The organism is Flavobacterium lipolyticum (genome assembly GCF_020905335.1).
In the GTDB taxonomy this organism is placed as follows: domain Bacteria; phylum Bacteroidota; class Bacteroidia; order Flavobacteriales; family Flavobacteriaceae; genus Flavobacterium; species Flavobacterium lipolyticum.
Genome location: NZ_JAJJMN010000001.1, coordinates 685,406 through 709,080 on the forward strand (window position 1 = coordinate 685,406; position 23,675 = coordinate 709,080).

Consider the following 23,675-nt stretch of genomic DNA (forward strand, 5'->3'; position numbering starts at 1 on the left):
TACTTATGTTTCGGAAATATGAGGATTATTTAAAATATAAATTGTTAGTGCTTCTCTGTAACTAATACTAAACAAGACAGATTTTATTCTGTCCTTTACCATTGGTCAAAAGAGAACTGCCATTAGTCAAATGATTTTTCGTGATTGGTTTAGAACGCGGTAATTCGCAGAAAATTAATCCAATCATGAACAAAACAATCTTTTATCTATCGCAGCTTTTCCTTTTTTTATTGACTAGTATTGCTGCACAATCACAATCAAAAATAGCAGGAGAACTTAAAGTTGATTATGTTCCGTTCTCCAACTATGTCCGTCCAATGGACAGTACTAAAACAAGTGCTGAAAGTAATTTTAAAAGGGCACAAATTGCTTTTGAAATACCTCTTTCTCTGGAAATGGACCAATACCACCGTCCAAAACTCTGGTCTCTTTTTGCAAACGGAAGTTATGCCAAAATGGAAAACAAGAATTACGAAATTCAGTCGCTTCCGGTAGAATTTCAGGGTGGCTTTCCTAATGAAATGCTGAATGCGCAAATCGGAGTCAAACATTTACGTTCTATCTCACCAACCTGGTCGTTAATGATAATGGCTTCTGTGGGGGTTTACACGGATATGGTCGAGATCAATAAAGATGATGTATTGTTTCAGGGTGGTGTGTTTTTCATCAAGCATTTCAATCCCAATATGGCATTCGGTATGGGACCAGTACTAACCAACAGTTTTGGTGTTCCGATGGTACTTCCGGGAATTTATTTCAACTGGGAGTCCAGAGGTTCGTGGCATTTTAAAATCACGTTTCCTGAAGGTCTTCAATTCGGGTATCGAATCTCAGAAAACTTTGACTTAAAAGCGGTGGTCGAGTTAAGCGGAATGACGGCAGAAACAAAAGTGAACAACAAAACATCACTATTAGGTTATCAGCAAATTATTGCCGGTATACAGCCTGAAATTAAGCTTGGCAAACACTGGACACTGCAACCGACAGCAGGATCGACACTTTTACGCAGTTTCTCCAGTACTAATAGAAAAATTAAGGATATTTTCAAGGAGAAAGACATGGCCAATCCAAGATTTACGACTACATTTTACGGAGCGGTAGCCCTAAAATGGCAATTCTAGGGTCATCGGCTTAATAAGTTTTTATAGACTACCTCTTTCAGTAATGCTTCGCGGCGTGTTCTTGAAATGGGTAGTTCTTGTCCTTTTATGAACAATCGTCCACCGGAAACGGAGTCAATATGGGTAATATTGATAAGGAAAGATTTATGAATTCTAAAAAAGATTTCCGTAGGAAGTGTTTCTTCCAAAGAAATCATCGTTTGATGAATCACCAGAACCTTATCTTTAAAATGGAGCTTTGCATAGTTCTGCATTCCCTCGATATAGAGAATATCAAGCCAGGAAATCTTCTGAAATCCTTCTTCCTGACGCACATACAAATAGGGATCTAATTGATGCTGCTTGGGAGTATCCAGCATCTGATGCCATTGTTTTGCTTTTAAAGCAGCCTGATAAAAACGCTGAAACGTAATGGGTTTTAATAAATAATCGACCACCTGTAAACGATACCCTTCAAGCGCATATTCAGAATAAGCTGTCGTAAAAATAACCAACGGCGGATTGTCCAGCGATTCCAAAAATTCCAGCCCCGTGAGATACGGCATATTAATATCCAGAAACAACAAATCGACCTCTTTTTCCTGAATGTACGAAGTGGCTTCTAATGCGGACGCGCAGGTACCTGCGACTTCAAGAAAATCGATTTTAGAAACAAAATCTACGATTCCGTTTCTTGCAATAGGTTCGTCGTCGATAACAAGGCATTTCATTTTCATATTTTGTTTTTTTTACTTTTTTATTTTTTCCCGCAGATCTTACAGATTTTTTCTTCTTTATTTTTTACTGTTCTTCATTATATCCCAATAGCTAAAATGATTGCTGATCTTTGATTTCCGGGAGGTAAAATTCAGGAAAACAGATCCCATTCCACCCTTGCCAATACCCAATCAAAAATCTGCAATCATTAATCTTCAATTTAAAATCTTTCATGACATTGGCTATCGGAAACGGCAAAATCTTTTACTTCAAATCTAAAACCACAACTGCCGTAAAATCAGAATCGGTTTTAATGATGTTTAACTGGTGTTTTTCAGGATATTGAATCGTCAGTCTTTTTTTGACATTTTCAAGTCCGAGCCCTTGATTCTTTGAAGGGGTTTTGTATTGTTCCGTATAGGAATTCTCGATCTTAAAATGCAGCTGTTTCACCGTTTGTTTACATCCCAAATGCACATATCCTTTTTGACCCGGAAGCCTTGAAACGTGCTTGAATGCATTTTCTATTAAAGGGACTAAAAGCAATGGTGCAATCTGAAGCTGGGCATCCTCAATACTCCATTTACATTTTACTTTTAATTCATTGCCCCATCTCGTTTCTTCGACTCCAATTAAGTCTTTCAGGTATTTTACTTCGAGATGCAGCGGCACATATTCTTTGTTGCATTCGTACAATTGATACCTCAAAATATCCGAAAACCGAATGAGCAAATCCGAAGCCAGTTTTACATCACTCTGCATCAAAATGTGAATGTGATTGAGCACATTAAACATGAGATGCGGATTAATCTGATCCTGAAGAATCTTGATTTGTGCCTCGAGATGAACCTGCTGCAGCTGAGCATGATTTCTTTCGATTATATTATGCTCCTGATAAAATCGAAGCCCGCAGGCAGTACCGCAAATCAAAATAGCTGCAGGGATACTGCCAAAGAATCGCGCAAATAAAAACTCAATCATGGTCATGTTTGCTTCGTCGGGATACAATCGTGCCCGGGTATGCGAATTTGAAAAGACGGTATAAATAATGGCCAGGCAAAATGAAAGTATCAAAACTACCATGACACTTTGCACTGCAAATAGTGCCATTCTTCTTTTGCGCAATGCAACAGGCAATACAATATCGCTAAGAAAATGCGCCAAAAGACTTGAACACAGTAAAACCAAAAAAGCCTGAGAAGCTGCCGATCGAGCGCCGTAAGCCTCTATCATCTGCGACCAGATCGTTATTCCGAGTAAACACCAGAAAAAAACTAAAAATATTCGATGTCTGTTTTTATTTATTACAACCATTCTAAAAAAATAAAAAATTGATGAGAAACTTCGCGTTCAAAAATAACCCTATATTTTTCAAACAAACAGCAAAGAACCCAAAAAGATTCTTTGCTGCTGACAAGGCCAAACCAAAAAAGCCTGTTTAAAATATAAAATAACCAACCCCAATATTAAACGAATTTGGCTTCGAACTAAACTCTTTACTTACGTTATTTAACCCTCCCTGATACGTAACATCCAGAGTAAATTTCGAAATTTCGATTCCTGCTCCAACCTGATAGCCTATATTGGATTTGTTAAATTTCCCATAGGTAGTTTTCAATTGATTCACAGAAGAAACATTTTCATCCAGCACATAAGAATAAACTCCTCCTCCAAAAACTCTAACATTGAGCATTGATTGATCAATTATTTTGTAACCAATAACCAATGGCATTTCGAGACTTCTCCATTTTACATTTTTAGAAGGTAAAGAAGCTGTTTTTTCAATTTTAGAAGATTTCTCACTGTAGAGAATTTCATTCTGAATAAAGAAACGTTTGAAATCAAATCGGGCCATAGCACCACCAAAAAAGCCCACTGCATACTTTGAATCAGAACTTTTTGAAACGGGAAGTTCGGAATAATTTGATCCTGCTTTTATTCCAACATGAATAGGAAGTGGAGATTGTGCATTTGATTGAAAAGAGATTAATGTAAAAATAACCGCCAACCCTAATAATTTGTACGTGTTCATGATAATAATGTTTATTAATTTGATGCAAAGGAGCACAAACCTGAAACGCTACTAAAATTAGTTTGATGAACGGCAGTTAGGTTTTGACTAACGGACTTCCCTAGCTGTTCTACGCAACAAACCCGACAGGTTTTTGAAACCTGTCGGGTTTAGATGATATACCCTACTATTTACTTCAGGTACTTTTTATCTGTCAAAGTTCTCATGAAGGCAATGAGCTGTTTTTTCTCCAACTCTGATAAGTTTAACTTGTCTTCGGGTAAAGTTTGATTCGGAACATCGAATCCTAAACCTAATCCGCCTCCTTCATTATAAAAGTCAATCACTTCTTCAAGAGTGTTGTAAACTCCATTGTGCATGTAGGGAGCGGTAAGTGTAATGTTTCGGATCGTTGGCGTTTTAAACGAATGTTTATGAATGGCCGCCTGCGTGATTACAAACTTACCCAAATCTCCGTCCAGCTTTTTGCTTTTATTGGGAACGCCCAATATTTCACTCTCCGATCGGTCGAAATTAGGAGGAACAGTTCCGTTGGTTAACGGAATAAAATGGCAGGTCGCACATTTGGCTTTCCCTGCAAACAAATTAAAACCTGCTTTTTCATCCGGCGTGAAATTCTCTTTGTTTTGCATATACCCGTCAAACTTTGAATCGTACTGACTCAATGACCGAATATAAGAAGCCAAAGCATTCTTGATCTCAAATTCATTGATGGTCCCTTTCGGAAATGCTTTTTTGAAATCTCTTACATAATTTGGATTCTTCTGAAGTACTAAAGCTGATTTCTCGAGAGAACCGTGCATTTCATTTTCATTTTTAATCACAGCAATGGCCTGATCTTCGAGATAACTTACTCTGGAATCATCAAAAAATACGCGCTGAAAAGCAATATGATTCAATGTTGGCGTGTTGCGCTGCAGCATCGATTTTCCATCTAATGTAACGGCTCTTTCCAAACCATCGGTAAAAGCTTTATCGGCATGATGACACGAAGCACAGGAGCGGGAGTTGTTACCCGACAGAACCGGATCATTGAATAGCTTTTTTCCTAACGCAATTTTCTCCGGAGTTGTTTGATAATCAGGGAAACCTGAAAACGCCTCGGGATCAAATGCTCCGGAATCGAATAACGTTTGTGCCGTTGTTTTTAATCCTCTTTGCTCTTTCATGAGCGGAATACCCAATTCTGATCTGGTTTTAAACAGCCCTTTGTTTAACGGATTGGCTATTTCTTTGATAAAATACGCCCGGTCAAAAGCATTAAAATTGGTATTTGTTTTTAAATAGTGCTGTCCTTTCTTCAATATTGCAAGCACCTGATTCGAATTTGAAACGGACTTATCTTCGACATATACTTTGTAATATTTCTCGATGGTTTCTAAAGCTGCCACAGCTTCAGGAAGTGAATTCAATACCACAGGCGAATCGAATCCGGTTATTCCTAAAGTAACAATTCGATATACTTCCAATCGCATGGCGTCAAAAACATGCGCGTCCGTCAATTGATTGGATTTGGAAACTTTTTCTAAACGAGCCAAATTAGCCGACAAGATACCCAGCTCCTGAAGCAATTCTTTTTTATGCTCTTTGTCATATTTAGGAAAAACCAATTCTTCAATAACCTGAAATCCTTCAGGCGGAACAGTCACTTTGTCATTTTCTTCAAACTCAGGTATTGCAGGACCGTTTATTGCTTTGGAAACTGCAGGCGAATAATACTCGCTTATCATTTCGACCTTTTTGTAGCCCTGATGTGCTTCCAGAAATTGTCTCTGAATTTGTACTTCGGTAGAATCTGACTGCACGGAATATTTAAGTTTAGCAACCTTCTCAATCAGTAAAGTAATATCAGACTGAAACAATTCATTTACTTCCTGATGTTTGTCTTTTTTCTGACAGGCTACCAATACCAGCAGGAAAAACAAACCGTATATTTTTTTCATGTGTATTAAAAATTAAAAGGGAAATATTCAGAAAAACAGAAACCACTACCTCAAATTGAGATAGTGGATGACTGTTTTATAATGCTTTAAAAATTTATCTCGCTAAACCTTTAATCACTACGATTTGACTTGCTTGTTGCTCGTTCGGACGATTTGTTCCTCCGTCAACTCCTTTATATTTTTCGCCAGTCCAGGTATGAGGCTGGATGCTTAACATGAAAGTATCCGGAATGCCCAACTGATCTGATACATCGATCATAGCACCGTATTCCCAATCTCCGAATTTTGATAGTTTACCTATGTTGTATTTGGCAGCATCAGCCTGAGTACGACGGTGATCCAATTCCAATACCACTTTCAATTCTTTTGTAGCGATATTATATTGATAGATGTAAGCATCGTGTGTTTCATCACCGTATCCGTTTGCATCTTCCTGAACGTAAACATAGTTACTAGTTACACAGATATTATCCGGGTTTTGGAATTTCCCAGCTTTTCCACTGCGGTTGTCACCGTCCAAAACCACTTCTAAAGTTCCTTTTAACGGATCGGTAGCATCAAGATTTAATCTGTAAACTCTACCGTATTTTGTTCTTGAAGCATCGGCATTTGTTCCTGTGATATCTTGTCCGGTTACGTTAAAGTACAATTCACGATCGGCATTATTACCTCCTTTGCGGTAATCTAAATCTTCAACACGACCAAATTTGATTGCTTTTAAAGTATTTACAGATGCATTGATCTGAGCTCCAGTTAAAGTCGTATGGTTGTCAATTTTCACGAAAGAAACAGGATACGTTTGATCCACAGTCATGTCTTTTTCTCTTTGATTGCTGTCATTTCTTTTTAACATGTACAAAGATCCTCCGCTTAAATCACCAACTGTGTTGGATACATACATAAAAACCTGGCCTCCGTAAGTTCCTGAGTCATCATCACCAATTACTACAACTGTTTTTCCTTTGTAAGCAGTAGAGCGCAATGGTAAAGCATTTTCGGCACTTAAACGTCCAAATCCTGCCAATTCTTTAGAAACCGAAGCTCCTCCGGCACTAGCGTACGGATCTAAAGCATGTGTACGGGATTCTTCTCCGGACTCTCCACAAGTTAAATAAAGCGGTCCAAAACCGTGTTCGGCCTGCGTAGCCATAGTAGCTCCGCACAATCTCCAGGTTCCTCCACTAGAGTTTAATAAATATTCTCCCTTTGTTGGTTTGAATGTTTTATCTAAAGTAATTCTTGAAACCGCAAAATTGTCTTCGTTGTTTACTAAGAAAGTAAAAGTTCCGTCCGTATTTTTCAATAGACCAGAACCATCAGCAGAACCTCCAAAAACAAATTTAGGACTGTCTGCAAAAACATCATCTGAACTAAAAAGAGAGTAAATTTTCAAACTTTCAAATCCCGTCTGAGCTTTTATTAAACTTGGTGTTACAGATTGATCCTTCAGTACAACACTTGTTGTTTCTGCTTCGTCTTTAGAATCGTTATTACAAGATGTAAGCAACGAACCTAACATAATTAGGGGTAAAATAATTCTTTTCATGTAGTTAAAAATTGGTTTCTATTTTTTTTACAAAGAAACCCTCTCCTCTTTAACTTAAAATGATTTAGATATTATCAAAAAAACAATAGTTCATTGAAAAAATGCTAAAATCCCAAAAAAACGTTAACATTAAATTAGTACTACAAAACACTCATAAACTTACAGTAACATTAGCGCCAAAAAAAGAGCCTTACTTCTAAGACTCGTTTTCTAATTGCTCTTTATATATTTTAATATTAGCCTTTATACTCTCCGGTAACTCAGGCTCTTTAATGTCAGTATGCTTTTGCATTTCTTCCCAAATGGTTTTAGCCACAATGTAACGGGCCATTTCCTTATCATCGGCCGGAATTACATACCACGGAGCATTTTTTGTCGAAGTTTTATTTATAGCCTCTTCATAATAATCCTGATACTCTTCCCAATGTGCACGTTCTTTCAAATCCGCAACCGAGAATTTCCAGTTGTGCTTTTCTTCTTCCAATCTTCTTAACAAACGTTTGCGCTGTTCCTCTTTACTCAAATGCAGGAAAAACTTCAGTACAATTGTTCCATTTTGCGTAATATGCTTTTCAAAATTATTGATTTGCTCCATTCTGTCTTTCCAAAAATCCTTCGGAATATCTTCTACCTTTTCAATTCCGGGTAAATTTTCATTCAATACATACTCAGGGTGCACGCGGGTAACCAAAATATTTTCATAATGGGTACGATTAAAAATCGCATATTTCCCTTTTTCAGGTAAAACCACATAATGTCTCCACAAATAATCGTGTTCCAACTCTGCCGAGGTAGGCGTTTTAAAACTATGTACCACTACTCCACGCGGATTAAACTCTTTAAATACTTCCCGAATCAGACTGTCTTTTCCGGAAGTATCCATTCCCTGCAGACAAATCAAAACGCCATATCTGTTGTGAGCATACATGGCATCTTGCTGTTTACTCAATTTAGCCTGAACTTTATCGAGTTTAGCTTCTTTTTCCTCACTGTCTGCATCAAGGTCGAGCAAAGTAGGAATCTTTGATAATTTTATTTTATCTGTGATTTTAAAATCATTCGGATCTATTGATTTCATGTTGATGAGTTTTTTCGTAATAGTAAATATACTATTTTTACAAAGCATATCCCTGCTGTACCTTGTAATACTTTTTTATTGTTATCAGGGCTAGCTATTGGTTTTTGAAATAAAATTTATTGTACAAACTAAAAGTTGAATCTTTAATGAAAAACATTTTTTTATTTCTTTTTCTTTTTACTTTAAATCAAGTTTTTTCTCAGGATGACAACTATACAAACTCCGAAAAAATCATAGTTGATGTGTTTGGAAAATGCTTTAAAGATTTAAACCAAATTAAAGGAACCAGAGATGTTATTCCTGTAAACAAAAATGTAAAATTTTGCTCTATGTACCAATGTGTTTCGAGAATTGGATACACAGAAAAAGCAAAAGATATTGAGAAAGCAATTATAAAAAGAGCCATTAAAATTGCTACTCGACTTTATAATGAAGGAACTCCAGTATATTTAACATATGGAGCAAACAGCTCTAATCAAGCAGATTGGTACAATCAAAATTTAACTGATGACAATAATCTAGTTTATATAAGTATTGCAGAATGTGTTGTTTCGCATTCTTTAATAACAATTCAAAAAGCTGTAAATCAAGAAACAATGAAGTTAATTAAGAATTATAAATCAAAAAAATAAACGGAAGTTTTCAAAACAACATTCATGGAAAAATTCACCTTAGAAATATTATTTCAAATCATCGGAATCGGATCAGCATCTGGATTATTTTTTACTGACAATTCACTTTACCTTGTTGGAGATAACAGCGGTTTTCTATACGAATACAACATGCAGAATCAGCAATTGAACGAACACCCTTTAATTGACAATCCGACGAAAAATATCGCCAAAAATCTTAAACCTGATTTTGAGTCTTTAACCAACCATAACGATACGCTTTATGTTTTTGGTTCCGGTTCTACCGAAAACCGAAACAAAATGATTGCATTCGATCTTAAAAAGAAAACTATACTGCAAAAAAATAATCTGGTTGATTTATACGCATTAATGCAAAGTTTTGGCGAAATAAAACCGGAAGATTTTAATCTGGAAGGTTCTATTTTTGATGGCGAGAACTGGTACCTGTTCAATCGCGGTAACGGAATCTCAAACAAAAACACCATTTTTACCATTCATGCTAAAAGTCTGGGAGAAGAATTTGCTCTGGTTGCCACTAATTATAAACTTCCAAAAATAAAAGGCATTCGATCCAGTTTTACCGATGCTATTTTGGTGGAAGATAAAATCTATTTCCTTTCTACAGTAGAAAACACTAAATCAACTTATGATGATGGTGAAATTTTGGGAAGCTTCATAGGAAGAATCGACCTTAAAACCATGAAAATTGATTTCACTCAAAAAATTACGGCAACCCATAAATTCGAAGGTCTGACTTTCTATAAAAAAGAAAACAATACAATCGAGTTTTTGCTTTGCGAGGATAATGATACAGAGGTTTTAGAAACAAAGATTTATAAATTGAGTTTACCTGTTAAATAAAAATTTTCGGAACTTACTGAATATCTGTGTTATAATAATTACGAATAAATTCATACAGAAATAATCCTTATTTTTGTCATTTCGACCGAAGGGAGAAATCACACCAGGAGCCCGACACAGAATGTCACCAATCTTTATCGATCAGCGCGTGTGATTCCTCGTTCCTCGGAATGACAAGTTTGTGAATAGTTGTGGTACTTTATAAGTGCTGCAATGTCCTTCAACAGGATGCAAATTAAAAAAATAAATGCCTTTTTTGAACTTTTTTTCATTGCTCTCCCAACCTTTTTACCTTCTAAGCCCTCTTTAGTATAAAGACAACAATTGTGATAAACGAAACTCTCATATCCAACTGCAAAAAAATGAACCGTGATGCTCAGCGTCAGGTTTATGAGCATATGGCTCCAAAACTGTATCGCGTTTGCAAACGATACCTTAAGAAGGAAGAAGAAATTGAAGAAGCTATGGCTGACGCTTTCTACACCATATTTACAAAGCTGGATCAGCTTAAGGAGCTTTTAGCTTTTGAAGCATGGGCACGAAAAATTACCGTCAACCATTGTTTGGCAACCATCAAGAAAAACACCAATTTCAATATGTACCTTGATGATGTCAAATTGCTTTCACAGCCTTTTACCGAAGAAGTGAACGCATTGGAAGAAGAAGATTTGCTGAATTTACTAAACCATATTCCGGACGGTTGTAAAACGGTTTTTAATCTTTTTGTTATCGAAGGTTTCGGTCATAAAGAAATAGCCGCTATGCTAAACATTTCTGAGGGCACATCGAAATCACAATTGAATGCCGCTAAAACCAAATTAAAGGAATTAGTAAATAAATTGTATTACCAAAAAGCAAAATAGTCATGGACAATCAAGATAAAATATTCGATAAATTTAAAGAGGCCGCACACCACTCGGAATCTAAAGATTTTCCAGGAATGGAAAAAGTCTGGTCACGCCTTGAAGATAAACTGGACAAAAAGGAAGACAAAAAAACCATTTCGTTATGGAAAAAAATTGCGGTCGCAGCTTCTCTTTTATTACTCCTTTCTTTGGGAGCACAATTTCTAAAGTCTGACAAAACAGTTCCTGCTCTGACTCCTAAAGTTGTAGTGAACGAAGAAGAAAAAGCAACACAGCCCATTTTAGAGAAAAAAGAGGCAATTGTTTCTTCAGATTCACCAATAATACCTAAAGCAGAAGCTGTAAAAATCCTGGATCAGCAAATCAAACAACAGCAAAAAGTAGCGGTACAGGAAATACAGTATGCAGCCAACAATGCTATTGTTACACAAGCCAGTCCTGCTTCCGGTGCAGATCAAATAATTCCTCCGGTAGCTGCGTCATCTGGATATTTTAAAGAAGAAGAGGCAGATAGCAACGCTGCCAAAGATAAAGCCATTCAAAACTATGGTTATGCCGGAGCAGCGCGAAGAGAATCCGCCAAAATGGCTTATGCCGAAAAACCTGTACAAATGGCTAAAAAAAGTGCTCCGCTAATTGTTTTAAACGGAAATGCCATGTCGCACAATGACGATACAAAAAGAGACAAAATGATGCAGGCAGAGCTTCCAAATTTACAGCCCGAAAATGTAGATTCTCTTGTGGTATTGGATGCGCCATTGTACATCATTGACGGCATATACTATTCCGAAAGCGAATTATTTGGCAATAATCCAACCAGTCCGTATGCCCCTTTAAACAAACAGGAAATCAAGACCATCACTGTTCTTCAGGACCTCGAAGCCACTTCTAAATATGGCGATAAAGGGAAAAAAGGTGTCGTAATCATTACTACCCGAAAAGGAAAACCCGCAGCAAAAAACTAACAGTAAAAGCTCAAATTTAATTTCAAAAAATCATTCCTAAGCCTAAGGCCTAGACTACGATCAACCCGATTATTCATCTAAAAATTACTACCATGAAAAACGTAAAACTTCTTTCATTAGCCCTATCTATGCTTATATGTTTCGTAGCATCAGCACAGGAGAAAATCATTACAGGAATCGTTACCGACAAGGCCAGCATACCGCTTCCGGGAGTAACTATAGTGATTAAAAATACCAAAAACACAACACAAACCGATTTTGATGGTCATTATTCCATCAAAGCTCAAAAAGGCGACATTTTGATATTCAGCTATATCGGATTCAACTCTCAAACTCAAACTGTGGATGACAAAAATGTGATTAATGTTAAACTGAGTATTGATCAGGAATCGCTTAAAGAAGTAGTAGTCGTAGGCTATGGATCTTCAAACGCCGACTACGAAAGCTCTAATTACAGTCGTCGTGACAAGAAAATGGCTGCTAAGACTATTACCTCAACGCTTCAGGGAAGAGTTGCCGGATTACCAATTACGGGTAATTATGTTCAGCCTGCACCTAATCAAAACATCATTATAAGAGGGACTGCAGCTATTTCTTCTAAAAATGAACCTTTGTATATAATCGATGGTGTTCCGGTGAAATCTGATCAATTCTCAAAAATCAATCCAAATGATGTGGAAGAAGTAAAAGTTATAAAAGAAGCAGAAGCTACTTCACTTTATGGGAACAGAGCCTCAAACGGAGTTGTTATTGTTGCTACAAAGAACGGCATTTACAAAAACCTTACGGAGAAAGAATTAAATGCCAAACTGAAAAAAATAAGGGTTCCGCAACCGGTAGAACCTAATGAGGAAGATTACAATACTTTTGTCGAAAATGCCTTCGAGAGTCCAAAAACAGCACCTCTTTCCACATTTTCTATCGATGTTGACAATGCTTCGTATACCAATGTGAGACGTTTTATCAATAACGGACAAGCAGTTCCGAAAGATGCCGTTCGCGTAGAAGAAATGGTTAACTTCTTTAAATACAATTATCCACAGCCAAAAGATCAAAACCCGTTTTCTATTAATACTGAACTAAGTGATTCTCCATGGAATGCCAAAAACAAAGTGCTTAAAATTGGTTTACAGGGGAAAAACATCCCAACCGAAAATTTACCTGCATCTAATTTAGTTTTCTTAATTGATGTTTCAGGATCGATGAGCGACATGAATAAATTGCCTTTGCTGAAACAATCATTAAAAATACTGGTAAATGAGTTACGCCCGAAAGACAAAGTTGCTATGGTCGTTTATGCCGGTGCAGCAGGACTGGTTTTACCTCCAACTTCAGGTGACGAAAAGAAAACCATTATTGATGCTCTTGAAAAATTAAATGCGGGAGGAAGCACTGCGGGAGGAGCCGGAATTGAACTGGCGTATAAAATTGCTGCAGAAAACTTTATCAAAAACGGAAACAACAGAGTGATTCTGGCTACTGATGGTGATTTTAATGTCGGAGATACTTCTAATGCCGACATGGAAAAGCTAATTGAAAACAAAAGAAAAACGGGCGTTTTCCTGACCTGCCTGGGGTACGGAATGGGGAATTACAAAGACAGTAAGATGGAAACTTTAGCCGATAAAGGAAATGGAAATTATGCTTATATCGACAACATTCAGGAGGCTAATCGCTTTCTGGGAAAAGAATTTAAAGGTTCCATGTTTGCAATTGCTAAAGATGTAAAAATTCAGATAGAATTTAATCCGAAACAAGTTCAGGCTTATCGTTTAATCGGTTATGAAAACAGAAAACTGCGTCCGGAAGATTTTAAAAATGATGCTATTGATGCGGGAGAACTTGGAAGCAACCATACCGTTACGGCTCTTTATGAAATTGTTCCCGCCGGAGTAAAAAGCGATTATTTAGCACAGCAGCCTGATGCTTTGAAATATACCAAAGTAGAAGAAGCCGGAACAAATTACAGCAATGAACTTGCTACCATAAAATTCCGTTATAAAAAACCGGACGGTGATAAAAGTATTGAACTGGTACAGGTAATCGAAAACAAATCGGTTGCATTGGAAAAAGCCTCAGATGATTTTAAATTCAGCAGTTCAGTGGCCTGGTTCGGTCTGAAACTAAGAGATTCTAAACTCATTTCGGATAAATCTCCGGATGCTATTCTGAAATTAGCCAAACAGGGACTTTCAAGTGATACTGAAGGATATAAAGCAGAATTTATCCGTTTAATTGAGGCTGCAAAATTCGATTAAATTTTACGATGAAAAATGTAAAACTTGCTTCATTGGCTTTTTCTATATTTCTCTGTCTCGTAACACATGCACAGGAGAAAGATGTATCCCATACAAAACCTGTAAATGCCGATAGTCAGATCATACTATGTGCCCCATCAAAAAAAACTATTATTAATCCACCTTTGGTAATTCTTGATGGAGTTATAATCAATTTTAAAGATTTTCCTAAAGTGAGCCCAAATACTATCAAAGAGATGAAAGTTTTAAAGGAAACTGAAGCAACTTCAGTCTACGGAAATAAAGGAATAAATGGTGCTATAATTATCACAACAAAGAAAAATAACTGAAATTTGATAACACAGATTTCATTTTTAACAGCGGTTTATTAACAAAATTATTTTTACATTTGATCTCCTTTTGAAACCCTTTCAGAAGGAGATCAATCATATTATTACTAATCATTTTCACACATTATTTAATGAACCCTATTTTAAATCAGAATTTATTTCTAGTAAAAGAGCATGTTGGCATGTTTAAAGCATCAAACAACTATGACATTTATAATCCGGAAAGCAATCAGATCATCTTAAACTGTAGAGAAAATAATCTGGGATTCTTCACTAAAATGTTGCGTTTCACCGATTACAAAAGAATGACACCTTTTAATGTTGAAATCGCAGCAGCTTCTGGTGAAAAACTAATTTCGGTAAAAAGAGGTATTGCCGTTTTCAGATCGAATGTTGAAGTTTTTGACGATAAAGAGAGACTGATCGGAACCTTTAAACAAAAGTTCTTTTCTTTTGGCGGCAGATTTGAAATTTTAGATAAAAACGAAAAACCGGTTGCTACACTTCAGGGAAAATGGACAGGATGGGATTTCAAATTTACCCACGAAAATAAGCAGTTGGCTCAGGTAAGTAAAAAATGGGCAGGAATGGGGAAAGAACTCTTCACCAGTGCCGATAATTATGTTCTTCAAATTGAAGAAACTGTAGCACAGGACAGTCCGCAAAGGCAGTTAATTCTGGCAGCTGTAATGTGTATCGATATGGTTTTGAAAGAATAGAAAAAGTTGTTAAACTTAGATTAAGAAAACATCTAAAGCATCATTTTAGGAAGCAAAAGCCTTATTTTTGTGGTACTCAAATGATGCTTTCGCATTTCTAATATGACAATCATGACAGACTTAAAAAATAAAAATGCTCTAATTACAGGAGCCGGAAAAGGAATAGGAAAAGCAATCGCACTTGCACTTGCCAACGAGGGAGTTAATGTAATTTTAGTTTCGAGAACGCAAGCAGATGTTGACCAGCTGGCAATCGAAATTAATAACTTAGGTGTAAAATCATTGGCTTTAGCTGCTGATGTTTCTGATATTAATTCTATAAATAATGCTGTAGAAAAAGCATTAGCCGAATTTAAAAGTATCGATATTTTAATCAACAACGCCGGAATTGGTGCTTTTGGGAAATTCCTGGAATTAGAACCAAACGCCTGGGAAAGAATCATTCAGGTCAACCTTATGGGAACCTATTATACCACCCGCGCCGTTATTCCAAATATGATCGAAAGACAAACAGGTGACATCATTAATATTTCATCTACAGCAGGTTTAAACGGAAACGCCCTTACGAGCGCTTACAGTGCTTCAAAATTTGCTGTTCTGGGTCTAACGGATTCTTTGATGCAGGAAATGAGAAAACACAATATTCGGGTTACTGCTTTAACACCAAGTACAGTAGCTACCGATATGGCTAAAGATTTAAATCTGACAGACGGAAACCCTGAAAAAGTAATGCAGCCCGAAGATATTGCCGAACTGATTGTTGCACAACTGAAACTGAGTCGTCGCGTTTTCATTAAAAACAGCAGTATCTGGTCTACTAATCCCTAAAAATAAATTCCAATCTTTTGAAAAATTCCAACTTCCAAATGCTGCAAGCTGGAATTTGGAATTTAAATGTTGTAATTTCTAAAAACTAAACGATGGAAAACTATTTAAGACAATTAATTGCCATAGAATTTACCGATAAGAAAGAACTTTATACCGGATTTCTTATTGACTATTCGGATGACTGGATTTTATTGCGAAACAATCCGGTAGATTTTATACTGGATGGTTTTGTACTATTGAAAAATAAAAACATTGAAGCCATACACAGAGATCAGGATCTGGAATTTACCGAAAAAGTAATCCGTTTAAAAGGTCTGAAAACAAATGCCGAAGATATCATTCCTATACGCGATTTGAATTCGATCATCCATTTTATCACTAACAAATACGGTATTTTCCAGATTGCTAAAAAATCAGCAAAATCAGCTTACTTGGGAAAACTAATCGAATTGACGGATGAGGAACTTACTATCGATTTCCTGGACATAAAAGGTCAGTTTGGCGGTGAATTAAGCTTTAATCCACAAAAGATAAGGGTAATTGAATTTGATACCGATTACATTAATTCGTTGAAATTACTAATTCCGGAGAATGCTAAGTAATTATTTTAAAAACAGAAAAGCCCTTTGTATAAAAGGACTTTTCTGTTTATTGTCATTTCGACGTGAGGAGAAATCACACCAATAATTCCGTTCCTAAATTCGCCAATCTTTGTCGAGTTTCTAGTGTGATTTCTCCTCACGTCGAAATGACATACTAAATGTATGTTTTATTTCTTTTTACTTAAGCCTCAGTAAGCTTATTCAAGAACTCCAGGCGAACACTTCCGTCTTCGTCAATCTTAGTCAGGTTTATTTCCTGTAGGGTATTGACCAATTCAGGATTCCATGGTGTTTTTACTTTTACGTAATTCTCTGTAAAACCATGAATATATCCTTCTTTATTTTCTCCTTCGAACAAAACGGTTCTGTTAGATCCTAACTGACTTTCATAAAAAGCACGACGTTTTTTAACGGATAATCCACGTAGCATTTTACTGCGTTTCGCTCTTACATTTGCCGGAACAATTCCCGGCATATTTGCCGCTTCTGTATTGTCTCTTTCGGAGTACGTGAAGACATGCAGATAAGAGATATCCATTTCGTTAAGGAAATGATAGGTTTCTAAAAAATGCTCGTCGGTTTCACCCGGGAAACCAACAATCACGTCTACACCAATACAGGCATGTGGCATTACTTCACGAATTTTATGAACTCGTTCAGTATACACTTCACGCAAATAACGGCGCTTCATCAATTTCAAAATATCATTGCTTCCGGATTGTAACGGAATATGAAAATGCGGCACAAAAGTTCGGCTTTTAGAGACAAACTCAATAGTTTCATTCTTCAGTAAATTAGGTTCTATAGAGGAGATTCGCAAACGCTCGATCCCGTCAACCTCATCCAGAGCCTGAACTAAGTCCAAAAAAGTATGCTCGTGTTTTTTATTCCCGAACTCCCCTTTACCGTAGTCTCCAATATTAACTCCCGTTAAAACAATTTCTTTGATGTTCTGAGCAGAGATTTCTTTGGCATTTTGCAATACATTTTCCAGAGCATCACTTCTAGAAATTCCTCTCGCTAACGGAATGGTACAATAGGTACATTTATAATCACAGCCGTCCTGAACTTTCAAAAAAGCGCGGGTACGGTCTCCAATAGAATAACTTCCCACATAAAAATCAGCCTCAGCAATTTCACAAGAGTGTACTTCGCCCATGTCATTCTTGCTCAGGTCATGAATATAATCCGTAATTTTAAATTTTTCTGTAGCTCCCAAAACCAAATCAACTCCATCAACAGCTGCTAATTCCTCCGGTTTCAACTGGGCATAACAACCTACAGCTGCTACGAAAGCTTTCTCATTCAGTTTCATTGCTTTTTTCACCACCTGCTTAAACTGCTTATCAGCATTCTCTGTAACCGAACAGGTATTGATAACATAGATATCGGCTATTTCCTCAAAATCAACACGATCAAAACCTTCATCGTTAAAATTTCGGGCAATAGTTGAAGTCTCTGAAAAATTCAGTTTGCAACCAAGCGTATAAAAGGCAACTTTTTTTCTATTTTCCATAGGAATAAACTACGTTTTAAGTAGTAAGATATTATATTTACATCTCTTTTGAAGAGTTTGCAAATTTACATACAATATTCTTTAAAATAAAATCAATAATATACTATATATCAATATTTTGCAAGAACCTACTATTTTAATTCGTTTCAAAAAACTGTAAATCAAACCAAATCGTCAGGAAAAAAAATTGAACTAAAAAAAAATGCAACCCAATTCAATAAGAATAAAACGACAAACGGATCGATTAAACGCAAATAACATCGATTAAGTGCGTTTTTTAAGATATTAAATTAAAATTTTCTTACATTTAACTTTGCTGGAAATATTTTTAGAAGTAATTTCACTTCGTCAAAAAATAGGAACCAAAAACTAAAGCATCAAAATCATAAATAGCGCATAACAATTTTGATTTCCCATCGTTATGTTGTTGTTTTGTTATCATAAAAATGGGCAGGCCGAAAACCATAAAGAGTAGGCAAAAATTAAAAATTAAAACTCCATATGAAAGCATTTTTACCCACAATCTGCTTGATGTTCTTAACCCTTTTTAGCGCTCAGGCACAAACTGCTCCGGCTGCTAATCCATTTCCATCTATCAGCACATTGACAAACTGGGCGAGCTTAAACTCTCAATCTCAATTTGATATTGCCATTCGTGCGGTTGGATTTAAATTTGAAGTAAAAGAACCAGGTGAAGGCTCAACGGCTTACACTTATATTCGTAAAGTAACCGTAAACGAAGTAAATTACACGGATAGAATCGTTTACAGAATTACAAACAACAATTCAGCAAGTATCATTTCGTTAGTAACTGCTTCTACTGATTTAGTAAGCTTGTACACTCCACAATTGTCAACTTTTAAAAACAACAATTGTAAAACTGAAATGTCTAAAGACAAAAATACAACTTGTACTTGCTACGAAAGCGCCAACTTCGCTATCGATCTTTGCGACGAACGTGTAAAATTGACAATGGGTGACGGAAACAAATATTTTGTTTCAGTAGCTAAAAAATAATATTTAATACCTCTTTCTTAAGTATTAAAAAACTAAGAACTGTTTTCCAAATCTTTGCAAATCTTAAGCAATTTGAGTTTACAAAGATTTGGAACACATTTCATTTTATCTCTTTACAGGTCTGAATGCTTCAATTCATACCAAACTTCCAGCTCTCCTTCATATTCAAAAGAATTCGCGTAGCGAAAACCTAATTTTTCCAACGCTTTTCTTGAGACCTCGTTTCCTTCATCGGCATAAGCGTAAAGAGCTTTGACTTTCATCTTGTTAAATGCATAATCAACAAATGCTTTTCCCGCCTCAGTAGCATAGCCTTTCCCCCAGTGTTTCTCGATGAAACGATATCCTATTTCGTAAAAATCTTGGTGACCATTAATTTCATAGGTGATAAATTTTATACCTGACCAGCCTAAAAACTCATTCGTTTCTTTTAGCACAACTGCCCAGCGGCCCGTTCCAAAATCTTTGTATTGCTGCTGAATATTTTCGATTTGGGCAACACTTTCCTCAATAGTTGTTACAGGCTTTTTTCCAACGAAAAGATGCACATTTGGATTCGAATCCAATTCAAACATTCCGTCAGCATCCGAAAGAAGTAATTCTCTTAAAATTAGTCGTTCTGTTTCAATTGGTTCTTTCATACAAATTAATTTAAAATATAGCGCTGCACCACCTCAGCAACTCCATCATTATTATTTGAAGCTACGATTAAATCTGCTCTGTCTCTTAATTCCGGGGTTACGTTATCGACCCAGACCCCTAAACCTGCATATTCGATCATGGTCAGGTCATTTCCGGCATTTCCTACCGCAATGATTTCGCTTTGATGAATGTTTAGTTTTTCTGCCAAAAGTTTCAAACTGGCCGCTTTATCGATTCCGTTCTGTGCTGCTTCCAGAAAGAAAGGTTTTGACATGGCAACACTCAGATGAGGCATTGCTGCTTTTAAGTCAGCTTCTACTTCTTTTAGATAAGAAGGTTCCGCCAGTAAAATACATTTTACCGCAGGTTCTGTAACCGCTTCTTTAAAACCAGCTACTTTATTATGTGGTAATCCGGTAATTTCTTTTTCAACATCAATATATTCCGAATCGGTTTCGCTTATAATTTCACCATCCAGATACGTAATGATATGAGTTTTCTTTTTTACACTGTAGTCATACAGCTCATGGATTTGTTCAACGGTTAATTTTTGTTCGAACAAGATAACATCATCTTTAACCGTACTAATGATCGCTCCATTAAACGAAATTATATACGAGTCATTCAAATCCAGCTCTAACTCCTTAGCATAAGCAGTCATTGCCGATGTCGGTCTGCCCGAAGCCAAAACAACGTAAACGCCTTTTGACTGTGCTTCCAGTAGTACTTTTTTATTAAGGTCCGAAATTTTATGATCGTCTGTCAACAAGGTATCATCCATGTCGAGCACTAACATTTTATATTGCATATTTTTTTTCAGTTTGCAGTCTCAGCGTACAGTCTCTGTACACTAAAACTTTTCACATCTCACATTTTACATCTTACAAAAAGATACCGCTATTGAATATTCATTCTAAATTCTTCAATAACCGGATTTGCTTTGGCGAAATCAGTTTCCTGAATAAACACTTCTACTGCTAAATCAGATCCGCCATATCCTCCCATACGAGCTGACTGGATGTTATCTTTTTTTACCGTTTCTACCCCGGCTTCTTCTAATCTTTCTTTCAAAGCAATTGCTAACACTTCACTCCCTGAAAACACTTTCATTAATCCCATGACATTTTATTTTTACTATTATTTTTTCTTTTTATTCTAATATTCTTCTTAACTTTTCTTGAAAGACTTCATTTTCATTCATCCCAATATGACCTTGATTTTTTAATCCGCAAAAATGCCCTTTAAAATCTAATAATTTATTTAACCGAACAGAATTATCGCATGAAATTAATTCATCATCAATACCATGAAAAATATAAATCGGTGCTTTAACTTTTGTCACATATCTGAAAGTCTCGAAATGAAACTTCTTCATAATATTTGGAAAAAAGGGTACTTTGCTGCTTGATAATTCAGTAAAACTAAAATAAGGCGATTGAAGCAATAAGGCTTTTGGTTTATTCTCAGAAGCCAAAATTGTTGCCAATCCCGAACCAATAGAATAGCCCGCAATAATTATTTTATTCTCAGGATATCTTTTACACAATGTCTTATAAACTACCGCAACATCCTTATTTAACTGATCTTCATCTTCTATTTCACCTTCACTTTTCCCAAAACCTCTATAATCCAAAATAAAAATATCATGTCCCAGATTAGTGTAGACTTTGGCAATTTTCCCCCAAGTATCTAATGTTCCTGCATTTCCGTGAAGATAAAAAACTAAACCTTTAGAATTTTCGGTTTTAAAAAGCAAACCATTTAAGTTCACATCATCAAAAGATTTAATATTTAATTCTTCAAACTTTTGCTGATAATCAAACTTATAATCTTTCGGAAGCGAAGCACTTTTAAAAACCAATTCACTCTGATTGAAATAAATATAGGAAACGATCAAAACATAAATTGTAACAAAAAATCCTAAAAGCACAATTATTAAAAATTTAAGTGTCTTGAAAACCTCCATACAAAACTTATTATTTCAGAAATTTATTCCTCTTCGATATCATCTTCGTCTTCATCAAGCTCCTCTTCTCCTTCTTCCTCCATATCAAATAAATAGGGCTCCACTAACATTTTGTCGGCCAGGATTTCGATACGCTCTGTCAGTTCTTCAGCAAAAATAATTCGCTGTACTTTCGCAATACTGTTTGAAATACGCATGATTTTAGTTTCATGACGTAATTTCAGAATCGGATCGGCATCATCCAGAATAAACATTTTCAGTCGGTTTACATTGTAGCCCGCTGTCGTAAACATATCACTTAATTTATTTGGTGTCCCGATTAAAACATCAACTCCCGTAGAAACATAATTTTTATCATAATCCATATCGCCTTTGTCGTGTACGCCATAAACTTCAAGATTAGTATACTTCCCGTATTTTTCAAAAAGCGCTTCCATTTCCAACACTTTAACTTTGTCTTCAACAATAATCAAAGCACGTGGCGATTCTTCCGTTTTCCCTGCCAATTGTTGAATGACATTTAATACAATTGTTGTCGATTTTCCGCTCTTTTCCGGAGAAAGGATGATACAATCAGCCCCACTTTTAATCGTCGAAAAAGTCTCCTGCTGCAACGCATTTGCTTCCGTTAGACCATTCTCAATTAAAGCGTCTTGTAACTTCTCGTTTATTTTTTTCAGTTTCATTTTTTTTATGCTTTAAGCTTTAAGCTGTACGCTGTAAGCAAAAATTTATTTCGTTTTTATAAAAGCTTAAAGCCTAAAGCTTAAAGCGTATTGCGCGAAGCATTTACTTGCTTGCAAACATTTTTACATCGGTTTCCGAGATTTCACTGCCTCCTAAAATGATTAATCTTTCCACTACATTTCGAAGTTCACGGATATTTCCTGTCCAATCGTATTCCTGCAATAGTTTTATGGCTTTTGGCGAAAACACTTTTACCGAATTGCCTTGTTCTGATGCAATTTTCTCGGTAAAATGAGTAATCAATGCCGGAATATCATCACGTCTCTCATTCAATGGCGGCACTTTAATTAAGATTACTGCCAGACGATGGTACAAATCCTCACGGAAACGACCTTCTGCAATTTCAGTTTTCAGGTCTTTATTGGTCGCTGCTACCACACGCACATCAACTTTGATGTCTTTTTCAGCCCCTACTCTTGTGATCATATTTTCTTGTAGCGCACGTAATACTTTGGCTTGTGCCGAAAGACTCATGTCTCCAATTTCATCCAGAAAAATAGTTCCCTTATCGGCCGCTTCAAACTTTCCGGCACGATCTTTCACCGCCGATGTAAAGGCTCCTTTTACGTGCCCAAACAATTCGCTTTCGATCAGTTCACTTGGAATAGCCGCACAGTTTACTTCTATCAAAGGAAAATTGGAGCGCTCGCTTTTTTCATGTAACTGATGTGCTACCAACTCTTTTCCGGTTCCATTTGGGCCTGTAATCAAAACTCTGGCTTCGGTTTGGGCTACTTTATCAATCATTACTTTAATATGACTGATCGCTTCGCTTTCCCCTACCATCTCATAATTTTTACTGACCTTTTTCTTCAGAATCTTATTCTCTACTACGAGTTGTTTTTTATCTAAAGCATTACGAACAGTGTTCAGCAATCGATTCAAATCTGGTGGCTTCGAAATATAATCAAAAGCTCCTAAACGCATCGTGTGAATCGCGGTTTCCATATCGCCATGACCAGAGATCATAACCATCGGAATTTCCGGCTTAATCTTTTTTACTTCCTCCAGAACTTCAACTCCGTCTAATTTTGGCATTTTGATATCGCACAATACCAAATCGTAATCGTTGCTTTTTATTTTCTCAAGACCTGCCGCGCCATCTTCAGCTTCATCTACCTGATACGTATCATTCTCTTCCGATAAAATTTTTACCAAAACTCTTCTGATGGATGCTTCGTCTTCTATAATTAGTATTTTACTCATTCTTTTGAGGTTCTAAGGTTCTGAGTCACTAAGGTTCTAAGGTTTTTCTATTAAGAAGCTAAAAAAACTTAGCAACTCAGAACCTTAGTATCTTAGCAACTTTAA

General features: G+C 36.3%; 24 protein-coding genes. 11 read left to right on the forward strand and 13 right to left on the reverse strand.

Annotation, left to right across the window (positions count from 1 at the left end):
* Positions 1-185 precede the first annotated feature (185 nt).
* A complete protein-coding gene (locus tag LNQ34_RS02930; protein ID WP_229998613.1) occupies positions 186-1,121 on the forward strand; it encodes a DUF6268 family outer membrane beta-barrel protein in 936 nt (311 codons plus the stop codon).
* A gap of 2 nt (positions 1,122-1,123) precedes the next feature.
* Here the strand turns inward: LNQ34_RS02930 and LNQ34_RS02935 are convergent, their stop codons facing one another.
* The 6 genes from LNQ34_RS02935 to LNQ34_RS02960 form a co-directional block, all read right to left on the reverse strand.
* Positions 1,124-1,837, reverse strand: a complete 714-nt coding sequence (locus tag LNQ34_RS02935) for a LytR/AlgR family response regulator transcription factor (RefSeq protein WP_229998614.1) — start codon at positions 1,835-1,837, stop codon at positions 1,124-1,126.
* 244 nt (positions 1,838-2,081) lie between these two features.
* Complete coding sequence (locus tag LNQ34_RS02940) at positions 2,082-3,131, reverse strand: sensor histidine kinase (RefSeq protein ID WP_229998615.1); 1,050 nt, start codon at positions 3,129-3,131, stop codon at positions 2,082-2,084.
* A gap of 124 nt (positions 3,132-3,255) precedes the next feature.
* Complete coding sequence (locus LNQ34_RS02945; protein ID WP_229998616.1) at positions 3,256-3,849, reverse strand: porin family protein; 594 nt, start codon at positions 3,847-3,849, stop codon at positions 3,256-3,258.
* Positions 3,850-4,019: 170 nt separating this feature from the next.
* Positions 4,020-5,792, reverse strand: a complete 1,773-nt coding sequence (locus LNQ34_RS02950; RefSeq protein ID WP_229998617.1) for a cytochrome-c peroxidase — start codon at positions 5,790-5,792, stop codon at positions 4,020-4,022.
* Positions 5,793-5,886: 94 nt separating this feature from the next.
* Complete coding sequence (locus tag LNQ34_RS02955; RefSeq protein ID WP_229998618.1) at positions 5,887-7,338, reverse strand: PhoX family protein; 1,452 nt, start codon at positions 7,336-7,338, stop codon at positions 5,887-5,889.
* Positions 7,339-7,534: 196 nt separating this feature from the next.
* A complete protein-coding gene (locus LNQ34_RS02960) occupies positions 7,535-8,416 on the reverse strand; it encodes a PPK2 family polyphosphate kinase (RefSeq protein ID WP_229998619.1) in 882 nt (293 codons plus the stop codon).
* A gap of 146 nt (positions 8,417-8,562) precedes the next feature.
* Here LNQ34_RS02960 and LNQ34_RS02965 point away from each other — a divergent pair, with 146 nt between their 5' ends.
* The 9 genes from LNQ34_RS02965 to LNQ34_RS03005 all read left to right on the forward strand — a co-directional run bounded on the left by LNQ34_RS02965 (position 8,563) and on the right by LNQ34_RS03005 (position 16,476).
* The gene (locus LNQ34_RS02965) at positions 8,563-9,048 is read left to right on the forward strand and encodes a hypothetical protein (RefSeq protein WP_229998620.1); all 486 of its coding nucleotides are present in this window, start codon (positions 8,563-8,565) and stop codon (positions 9,046-9,048) included.
* 24 nt (positions 9,049-9,072) lie between these two features.
* A complete protein-coding gene (locus LNQ34_RS02970; protein ID WP_229998621.1) occupies positions 9,073-9,909 on the forward strand; it encodes a DUF6929 family protein in 837 nt (278 codons plus the stop codon).
* A 362-nt stretch (positions 9,910-10,271) separates the two neighbouring features.
* Positions 10,272-10,772, forward strand: a complete 501-nt coding sequence (locus tag LNQ34_RS02975) for an RNA polymerase sigma factor (protein WP_202701084.1) — start codon at positions 10,272-10,274, stop codon at positions 10,770-10,772.
* Positions 10,773-10,774: 2 nt separating this feature from the next.
* Positions 10,775-11,740 carry a hypothetical protein gene (locus tag LNQ34_RS02980; RefSeq protein WP_229998622.1) on the forward strand — a complete coding sequence of 322 codons (966 nt, stop codon included), beginning with the start codon at positions 10,775-10,777 and terminating at the stop codon, positions 11,738-11,740.
* Between the two features lie 92 nt (positions 11,741-11,832).
* Positions 11,833-13,998 (forward strand): VWA domain-containing protein, encoded by a 2,166-nt coding sequence (locus tag LNQ34_RS02985; RefSeq protein WP_229998623.1) that lies wholly within the window; start codon positions 11,833-11,835, stop codon positions 13,996-13,998.
* A gap of 8 nt (positions 13,999-14,006) precedes the next feature.
* The gene (locus LNQ34_RS02990) at positions 14,007-14,327 is read left to right on the forward strand and encodes a hypothetical protein (protein ID WP_229998624.1); all 321 of its coding nucleotides are present in this window, start codon (positions 14,007-14,009) and stop codon (positions 14,325-14,327) included.
* Between the two features lie 131 nt (positions 14,328-14,458).
* Positions 14,459-15,046: an LURP-one-related family protein gene (locus LNQ34_RS02995; RefSeq protein WP_202701080.1), complete on the forward strand. Its 588-nt coding sequence runs from the start codon at positions 14,459-14,461 to the stop codon at positions 15,044-15,046.
* Positions 15,047-15,157: 111 nt separating this feature from the next.
* Positions 15,158-15,874 (forward strand): 3-ketoacyl-ACP reductase, encoded by a 717-nt coding sequence (locus LNQ34_RS03000; RefSeq protein ID WP_202701079.1) that lies wholly within the window; start codon positions 15,158-15,160, stop codon positions 15,872-15,874.
* 92 nt (positions 15,875-15,966) lie between these two features.
* Positions 15,967-16,476, forward strand: a complete 510-nt coding sequence (locus tag LNQ34_RS03005) for a hypothetical protein (RefSeq protein WP_202701078.1) — start codon at positions 15,967-15,969, stop codon at positions 16,474-16,476.
* A gap of 181 nt (positions 16,477-16,657) precedes the next feature.
* On the opposite strand, the gene mtaB is transcribed toward LNQ34_RS03005, so the two are convergent.
* Positions 16,658-17,992, reverse strand: a complete 1,335-nt coding sequence (gene mtaB / locus LNQ34_RS03010) for a tRNA (N(6)-L-threonylcarbamoyladenosine(37)-C(2))-methylthiotransferase MtaB (RefSeq protein WP_202701077.1) — start codon at positions 17,990-17,992, stop codon at positions 16,658-16,660.
* Positions 17,993-18,493: 501 nt separating this feature from the next.
* On the opposite strand from mtaB, the gene LNQ34_RS03015 reads away from it, so the two are divergent.
* On the forward strand, positions 18,494-19,009 hold the full coding sequence (locus LNQ34_RS03015) for a hypothetical protein (RefSeq protein ID WP_026109828.1): 516 nt from the start codon (positions 18,494-18,496) through the stop codon (positions 19,007-19,009).
* A gap of 113 nt (positions 19,010-19,122) precedes the next feature.
* Here the strand turns inward: LNQ34_RS03015 and LNQ34_RS03020 are convergent, their stop codons facing one another.
* The 6 genes from LNQ34_RS03020 to LNQ34_RS03045 all read right to left on the reverse strand — a co-directional run bounded on the left by LNQ34_RS03020 (position 19,123) and on the right by LNQ34_RS03045 (position 23,570).
* Complete coding sequence (locus LNQ34_RS03020; RefSeq protein ID WP_229998625.1) at positions 19,123-19,650, reverse strand: GNAT family N-acetyltransferase; 528 nt, start codon at positions 19,648-19,650, stop codon at positions 19,123-19,125.
* Between the two features lie 5 nt (positions 19,651-19,655).
* Positions 19,656-20,459 (reverse strand): Cof-type HAD-IIB family hydrolase, encoded by an 804-nt coding sequence (locus LNQ34_RS03025; RefSeq protein ID WP_229998626.1) that lies wholly within the window; start codon positions 20,457-20,459, stop codon positions 19,656-19,658.
* An 89-nt stretch (positions 20,460-20,548) separates the two neighbouring features.
* Positions 20,549-20,770, reverse strand: a complete 222-nt coding sequence (locus tag LNQ34_RS03030) for a putative signal transducing protein (RefSeq protein ID WP_017495103.1) — start codon at positions 20,768-20,770, stop codon at positions 20,549-20,551.
* A gap of 31 nt (positions 20,771-20,801) precedes the next feature.
* Complete coding sequence (locus LNQ34_RS03035; RefSeq protein WP_229998627.1) at positions 20,802-21,581, reverse strand: alpha/beta hydrolase; 780 nt, start codon at positions 21,579-21,581, stop codon at positions 20,802-20,804.
* A 59-nt stretch (positions 21,582-21,640) separates the two neighbouring features.
* The gene (locus tag LNQ34_RS03040; protein ID WP_229998628.1) at positions 21,641-22,303 is read right to left on the reverse strand and encodes a DEAD/DEAH box helicase; all 663 of its coding nucleotides are present in this window, start codon (positions 22,301-22,303) and stop codon (positions 21,641-21,643) included.
* Between the two features lie 103 nt (positions 22,304-22,406).
* Positions 22,407-23,570: a sigma-54-dependent transcriptional regulator gene (locus tag LNQ34_RS03045; RefSeq protein WP_202701071.1), complete on the reverse strand. Its 1,164-nt coding sequence runs from the start codon at positions 23,568-23,570 to the stop codon at positions 22,407-22,409.
* Positions 23,571-23,675 lie beyond the last annotated feature (105 nt).

Bases quoted from the DNA above. Each gene is read 5' to 3' on its own strand.
- LNQ34_RS02930 (WP_229998613.1), top strand. From the start codon at position 186: ATGAACAAAACAATCTTTTATCTATCGCAGCTTTTCCTTTTTTTATTG.
- LNQ34_RS02935 (WP_229998614.1), bottom strand. From the start codon at position 1,837: ATGAAAATGAAATGCCTTGTTATCGACGACGAACCTATTGCAAGAAAC.
- LNQ34_RS02940 (WP_229998615.1), bottom strand. From the start codon at position 3,131: ATGGTTGTAATAAATAAAAACAGACATCGAATATTTTTAGTTTTTTTC.
- LNQ34_RS02945 (WP_229998616.1), bottom strand. From the start codon at position 3,849: ATGAACACGTACAAATTATTAGGGTTGGCGGTTATTTTTACATTAATC.
- LNQ34_RS02950 (WP_229998617.1), bottom strand. From the start codon at position 5,792: ATGAAAAAAATATACGGTTTGTTTTTCCTGCTGGTATTGGTAGCCTGT.
- LNQ34_RS02955 (WP_229998618.1), bottom strand. From the start codon at position 7,338: ATGAAAAGAATTATTTTACCCCTAATTATGTTAGGTTCGTTGCTTACA.
- LNQ34_RS02960 (WP_229998619.1), bottom strand. From the start codon at position 8,416: ATGAAATCAATAGATCCGAATGATTTTAAAATCACAGATAAAATAAAA.
- LNQ34_RS02965 (WP_229998620.1), top strand. From the start codon at position 8,563: ATGAAAAACATTTTTTTATTTCTTTTTCTTTTTACTTTAAATCAAGTT.
- LNQ34_RS02970 (WP_229998621.1), top strand. From the start codon at position 9,073: ATGGAAAAATTCACCTTAGAAATATTATTTCAAATCATCGGAATCGGA.
- LNQ34_RS02975 (WP_202701084.1), top strand. From the start codon at position 10,272: ATGAACCGTGATGCTCAGCGTCAGGTTTATGAGCATATGGCTCCAAAA.
- LNQ34_RS02980 (WP_229998622.1), top strand. From the start codon at position 10,775: ATGGACAATCAAGATAAAATATTCGATAAATTTAAAGAGGCCGCACAC.
- LNQ34_RS02985 (WP_229998623.1), top strand. From the start codon at position 11,833: ATGAAAAACGTAAAACTTCTTTCATTAGCCCTATCTATGCTTATATGT.
- LNQ34_RS02990 (WP_229998624.1), top strand. From the start codon at position 14,007: ATGAAAAATGTAAAACTTGCTTCATTGGCTTTTTCTATATTTCTCTGT.
- LNQ34_RS02995 (WP_202701080.1), top strand. From the start codon at position 14,459: ATGAACCCTATTTTAAATCAGAATTTATTTCTAGTAAAAGAGCATGTT.
- LNQ34_RS03000 (WP_202701079.1), top strand. From the start codon at position 15,158: ATGACAGACTTAAAAAATAAAAATGCTCTAATTACAGGAGCCGGAAAA.
- LNQ34_RS03005 (WP_202701078.1), top strand. From the start codon at position 15,967: ATGGAAAACTATTTAAGACAATTAATTGCCATAGAATTTACCGATAAG.
- mtaB (WP_202701077.1), bottom strand. From the start codon at position 17,992: ATGGAAAATAGAAAAAAAGTTGCCTTTTATACGCTTGGTTGCAAACTG.
- LNQ34_RS03015 (WP_026109828.1), top strand. From the start codon at position 18,494: ATGAAAGCATTTTTACCCACAATCTGCTTGATGTTCTTAACCCTTTTT.
- LNQ34_RS03020 (WP_229998625.1), bottom strand. From the start codon at position 19,650: ATGAAAGAACCAATTGAAACAGAACGACTAATTTTAAGAGAATTACTT.
- LNQ34_RS03025 (WP_229998626.1), bottom strand. From the start codon at position 20,459: ATGCAATATAAAATGTTAGTGCTCGACATGGATGATACCTTGTTGACA.
- LNQ34_RS03030 (WP_017495103.1), bottom strand. From the start codon at position 20,770: ATGGGATTAATGAAAGTGTTTTCAGGGAGTGAAGTGTTAGCAATTGCT.
- LNQ34_RS03040 (WP_229998628.1), bottom strand. From the start codon at position 22,303: ATGAAACTGAAAAAAATAAACGAGAAGTTACAAGACGCTTTAATTGAG.
- LNQ34_RS03045 (WP_202701071.1), bottom strand. From the start codon at position 23,570: ATGAGTAAAATACTAATTATAGAAGACGAAGCATCCATCAGAAGAGTT.